This window comes from Bartonella sp. MR168JLCBS (genome assembly GCF_042194175.1).
In genome coordinates this window covers 1-613 of sequence record NZ_JBHIMP010000510.1, presented here as the reverse complement: position 1 = coordinate 613, position 613 = coordinate 1, and the positions used below count along the sequence as shown (strand labels likewise).

General features: G+C 37.5%; 1 protein-coding gene. It reads left to right on the top strand.

Features of this window, described 5'->3' with window-relative positions; translation table 11 throughout:
- The coding region (locus ACFIK8_RS12310) for an EipB family protein (protein WP_375669593.1) at nucleotides 1-391 on the top strand (391 nt) is incomplete at its 5' end.
- Nucleotides 392-613 lie beyond the last annotated feature (222 nt).

The following is a 613-nucleotide window of genomic DNA, read 5'->3' as shown; positions in this document are numbered from 1 at the left end:
ATTTCCAATGATGCAACTAAAAAATATTATCCGGCATGCAAAAGCAGGTCGCCATTTCTATCACACTACCGTATTTGATGGAACAGAGAAAGCAGACAAGATCATAAAAGAAAGTGTCATTATTGGGGAAAAGAAGATGCAATTATCTGATGATGAAACAGAAAAGTTAGGGAAATTGGATGAGGAGGGGTATTGGCCCGTTACGATTTCTTATTTTGATGATGTAGAAAAGAAAGATGGCTTGCCTGTTTATCGTACCAGCTTTCTCTTACATGAAAATGGTATCATGCGCAATCTTCATGTAGATTATGGAACTTTTGCATTGCGTGCAAAATTGAACAGTCTTGAATTTCTTGATGGTGAAAAAAGTCTTGATCAATGCAAACATTAAATGATTGCATAAAATGACTTGAAAAAGAATCAAATATTAGTATGTTTATCTCACTTCACACGCGGATTTTGGGTGTTTGCAAGAGAAATCTAGCAGATGTCCGCCGGTAGTAGGTTCTCCTACTTTTTTTCGCGGAGGTTGAACCGGAAAGGATAAATTATGGCACTACCAGATTTTACTATGCACCAGCTTTTAGAAGCAGGTGTACACTTTGGTCACCAG